The sequence below is a fragment of the Campylobacter sp. 2018MI13 genome, from assembly GCF_018501135.1.
Classification (GTDB): Bacteria; Campylobacterota; Campylobacteria; order Campylobacterales; family Campylobacteraceae; genus Campylobacter_E.
In genome coordinates, this window is record NZ_JAHCZC010000103.1 from 1 (window position 1) to 4,523 (window position 4,523).

Sequence of the window (4,523 nt, forward strand, 5' to 3'; positions counted from 1 at the left end):
ACTAAATAACATCTAATAGATAAAAAAATAATTAATATTAAAATAAACCAATTAATATCAAGAAAGCTTATTTTAACATAATAATTGCAGTAATTATTAAGTTTATTTAAAAAATCTTTATCTAAAATATAATTAATCATAAAAGCGATAATTGCTATAGATAAATTCATTAACATCTTATCCAAAGCTACGCTTTCTTTAATTCTAAATTCTAAAAGCCAATCTTTAAATTTATCATTTGGTTGTTTTTCTTCTTTTACATCATCTTGTTTACCATTCAATAAAAAAGCTGTTATGTTATTTATTATTTTTTTCATTTTAAATCCTTTATTGATTTATTTTATTATAATATATTTATATAAAACAAAAAAAAGGTGGTATATTATGAATATAGCTTTAATCATAGCAGGTGGCATAGGTAGTAGGATGAAATCAGAAATCCCAAAACAATTCATTACGGTAAATGATAAACCTATAATTATATACACACTAGAAAAATTCGAAAAACATCCGGCTATAGATGAAATAATTGTAGTTACTCTTCAAGGATGGGAAAATATCTTATATAGTTATGCAAAAGAATTTAAAATAACTAAACTAAAACAAATTGTTTTAGGTGGAAAAGTTGGACAAGAATCTATATATAATGGAATTAAATACATAGCTAACCATTATAACGAAAATGACATTGTTTTGATACACGATTCTATAAGACCAAATGTGTCTAGCGATATAATATCAGATTGTATAAATGTAATAACAGAGCACGGTTCAGCAGTATCAGTAATACCATGCAATGAAGCAATGCTTGTATCAGACAATCTAAATTATGCTCACGAGCTTTATGATAGAAGTAAATTAAAAAGAACCCAGACACCACAAGGTGCTAAGCTTAAAACTTTAGTTGAATTACACAAAAAAGCAAAAGAGTTAAATATCACAGAATCAGTAGCTACTTGCACACTGATGATTGAGACTGGCCAAGATATATACTTCTCTATAGGGTCTGAAAAAAATATAAAAATTACAACAACAGATGATTTAGATATCTTTAAAGCACTTATTAGAGAATGAAATAATGTTTTACAATAATAGTACTTATCAAAATGATATAAAGTTAATAGTTAATAGTTTTGATTTTTCGTATTTAAAGAATAAGTCTGTTTTAGTAATTGGTGGTAATGGCTTAATAGGTTCAGCTATTATAGATGTATTATTTTTTTTAAATAAAGAACTTAACTACAATATTCAAATCAATACAATTATTAGAAGTTTAGAAAAATTTAATAAAAGATTCCAAAAGGTAATTAGAAATAGCATTCATATAGTCATTCAAGATATTAATAATAATTTTGATTACAATACAGATTGTGACTACATTATAAATCTTGCAAGCGAGTCTCAGCCTAATACATATACTGAAAATGCTTTACAAGTAATAAAAACAAATACTTTGGGATTGGAAAATATTTTAGCTAAAATTAATGCCAAAAAAACAAAGTTTTTACATACATCGTCTTTTGAAGTTTATGGTGATTTATTAGAAAATTGCAATATTACTGAAGACTACTATGGCTCATTAAATTTTAACAAAATAAGATCATCATATCCAATTTCAAAGCAATTGTCAGAAGTAATCTGTAGGTACTACTTTGAAGCCTTTAATATTAATATGGTAATTTTAAGATTAGGTTATATTTATGGAGCAACTTGTAATATTAACGGAAGTAAGGCAGATATTGATTTTTTAAAAAAATCACTAAAAGATAAAAACATTGAGTTAAAAAGTTCTGGTAAACAATTAAGATCATATTGTTATGTATTTGATGTAATAACTGCAATACTTTTAACTTTAAACAATGAAGGCTTCAATATTTACAATGTATCAAATAAAAAAAGCAACATAAGCCTAATGGATTTTGCCGAAGAACTAGCTAGGCTATCAAATAAAAATATAATTTTGACAAATAAAGATAAAAATGAGTTGCACAAATATTCAATAATTGATTCTAGTAAAATTTATTCTATTGGTTGGAAACCTTTATTTGATTATAAACAAGGTATAAAACACACATATGATATTTTAAAGGAAAGCAATAATGCATAATATACTTAAACAAGAAGTTTTTGAAGCAAATATCAAATTAGTTCAAGAAAAATTAGTTATATTAACTTGGGGAAATGCAAGCGGTAAATCTGAAGATGGTATTATAGCTATAAAACCAAGTGGAGTTGATTACTCTAAAATGCAACCAAATGATATGGTTTTATTAGACAATAATGGAAATATCATAGAAAATAATAGTTTAAAACCTTCGAGTGATACAAAAACGCATATTGCATTATATAATGCTTTTCCACAAATCAAATCAATTATTCATACACATTCTACATATGCAACCGCTTTTGCACAAGCAGGTATTAGTATAAAGCCACTAGGAACTACTCATGCAGATTATTTTTATGGCAAAGTACCTGTCACAAGAAAACTAACTGCTTTAGAAACCAATGAAGACTACGAACTTAATACCGGCAAGGTCATAATTGAAACTATTAAAAAATATAATTACAACATATTAGAAATACCAGCAATACTTGTAAAACAACATGGGGTATTTGTTTGGGGAGATAGTGTTGAAAAAGCCGTTGAAAATGCTATAGTACTAGAGCAAATTGCCTATTTAAATTATCTAACACTTACATTAAACGACACACCTTCAATAATTCCACAATATACACTAGATAAGCACTTCCTAAGAAAACATGGAAAAAATGCATATTATGGACAAAAGTAAAGATACCTATTAAACAATAGGTATACCCGTATCTTCTCCTAAATGAAAGTCATGATAGCCTAGATGGTTTTTAATCTTAATAATATCACTGTATGGTATAATCACATTATATTTAATAAGCTTGTTTGGCATAGTAGGTTTTAGAATATCTTCTAATAACCATAAATTGTTTTTTTGAATTTGCGATAATCCTTGGGTATTAATTCCTTTTGTAGCTAATTCATAAAAATACAACCTAATCAATCCTGCCATGCAATCAGACAGCCATATTATTGGCTCTTGCTTAGAATTAACAAAACTTACATCAAAATCTTTATTATTTTCACGCTTATTGTAAAGATCCCATCTATCTTTTTGACTTAATCCATTCTTATCTTTTTTATAAAATGAATCTTCGCTGTCAAATATATGGGTGCTATTCCTATTCTGTATCATTAACGAATAATAAAAATCATAGTAAGACTCAATAGCAGTATTTTTATCATTGTCCACAAATATTAAAGACTTTGCATTACCATAATCTAGTACGTTAAAGTCATTTGATAAAGCATTTTTAAGCATGTCATCATCTGTTATACTTATTAGCTCATCATAAAACTCTCTACCTTGCGTTATATTTGGAAAATTATATTTTTCTAAAATTAAAGTAAATTCTTTCTGTTTTCTAACAAATAACTTATACAACTCATCCTTAATCTCAAAAAAATTCCCATACTCATGTTCTGATAATTTTAGTGATTCTATAATATCAACTAATGCATAATAAACTGGGTTATATATACCGTAAGCAATTTGGTTAAAATTTATACGAATGAAATCTAAAATATCCTTTAATTTTTTAGAATCCAATGAATCATAAAATCCAATTTTACTTTTTCCTTTAAGCTGTGAAAATTTAATCTCATCACCTTGTATTTTAAGTTTTTGTTTTAACTTTTTAATTTTCGAGTCTAGTAAAACTTTATCATCTATAGCGCTAATTCCTAATCCAAAAATTGTAAAATAATAATTACCTTTTACATTAAATTTGCCATCCATAAATTTGATTTTTCTATTATTCCCACTTTCATCATAGTAAAAAGTATAATTCATTTAAACCCCCTTTTTTTTAATTTTAATATCAAAAAAGTATTATAATATAAAATACTTAATATACTAACTTGGAACTATTGAATTTCTTCTTGCTGTTTTTTGCAATGAAAACAAGCATAAAAATAAAATAATATAATAAATTGTATTTATACTTTGCATTATTTGATCTTTAGCAACTGATTTTTGGATTCGAACGATACTACTATTTTCAACATCCTTATAAACACCTTTTAAAATATCTTCTTTAATAATATCCTTATGTTCTAATAAAACTTGTTTAGGATTTTTATTATTTAAACCATTTGATTTTTGCTGAATATTATATATATTATTTATGTTACCTAGATATAGAATTTCGCTTGTTTGAATATTTCTTCCTATAAACAAAGAGTACAACTCATTTGTTTCATCATTATTTAAATCATGTATTGATTTTATTAAATAAAAATTTTTTACATCATCAGAAATAATACCTAAAAAAGGAGCTGCTATGCTTGGTTGGTAAATAAAGCACAAAGTACCCAAAGAACCTATAACTATTAAGCTATTAAGTTTTAAATTCATCATAAAAATTATGAGAAAAATAAATAAAATACAATATAGTGCTAAGTCTATTAATAAAACAAATTTTGAATT

At 25.3% G+C, this 4,523-nt stretch carries 6 protein-coding genes; 3 read left to right on the forward strand and 3 right to left on the reverse strand.

Going from position 1 to position 4,523, the window contains the following annotated elements:
* Positions 1–317, reverse strand: a 317-nt coding sequence (locus KJQ99_RS08680; RefSeq protein WP_214150560.1) for a hypothetical protein, incomplete at its 3' end; no start/stop codon positions are given.
* A 67-nt stretch (positions 318–384) separates the two neighbouring features.
* Here KJQ99_RS08680 and KJQ99_RS08685 point away from each other — a divergent pair.
* Genes KJQ99_RS08685 through araD form a run of 3 tightly spaced genes read left to right on the forward strand, consistent with a single transcriptional unit; the run spans position 385 to position 2,795 of the window.
* Positions 385–1,074, forward strand: a complete 690-nt coding sequence (locus tag KJQ99_RS08685) for an IspD/TarI family cytidylyltransferase (RefSeq protein ID WP_214150561.1) — start codon at positions 385–387, stop codon at positions 1,072–1,074.
* 4 nt (positions 1,075–1,078) lie between these two features.
* A complete protein-coding gene (locus KJQ99_RS08690; protein ID WP_214150562.1) occupies positions 1,079–2,107 on the forward strand; it encodes an NAD-dependent epimerase/dehydratase family protein in 1,029 nt (342 codons plus the stop codon).
* A complete protein-coding gene (araD, locus tag KJQ99_RS08695) occupies positions 2,100–2,795 on the forward strand; it encodes an L-ribulose-5-phosphate 4-epimerase AraD (protein WP_214150563.1) in 696 nt (231 codons plus the stop codon). The genes KJQ99_RS08690 and araD overlap by 8 nt, the downstream gene beginning before the upstream one ends.
* Before the next feature lie 9 nt (positions 2,796–2,804).
* On the opposite strand, the gene KJQ99_RS08700 is transcribed toward araD, so the two are convergent.
* Both KJQ99_RS08700 and KJQ99_RS08705 read right to left on the reverse strand, forming a co-directional pair.
* A complete protein-coding gene (locus KJQ99_RS08700) occupies positions 2,805–3,887 on the reverse strand; it encodes a DUF3800 domain-containing protein (protein WP_214150564.1) in 1,083 nt (360 codons plus the stop codon).
* A 63-nt stretch (positions 3,888–3,950) separates the two neighbouring features.
* A partial coding sequence (locus tag KJQ99_RS08705; protein WP_214150565.1) for a hypothetical protein occupies positions 3,951–4,523 on the reverse strand: 573 nt, incomplete at its 5' end.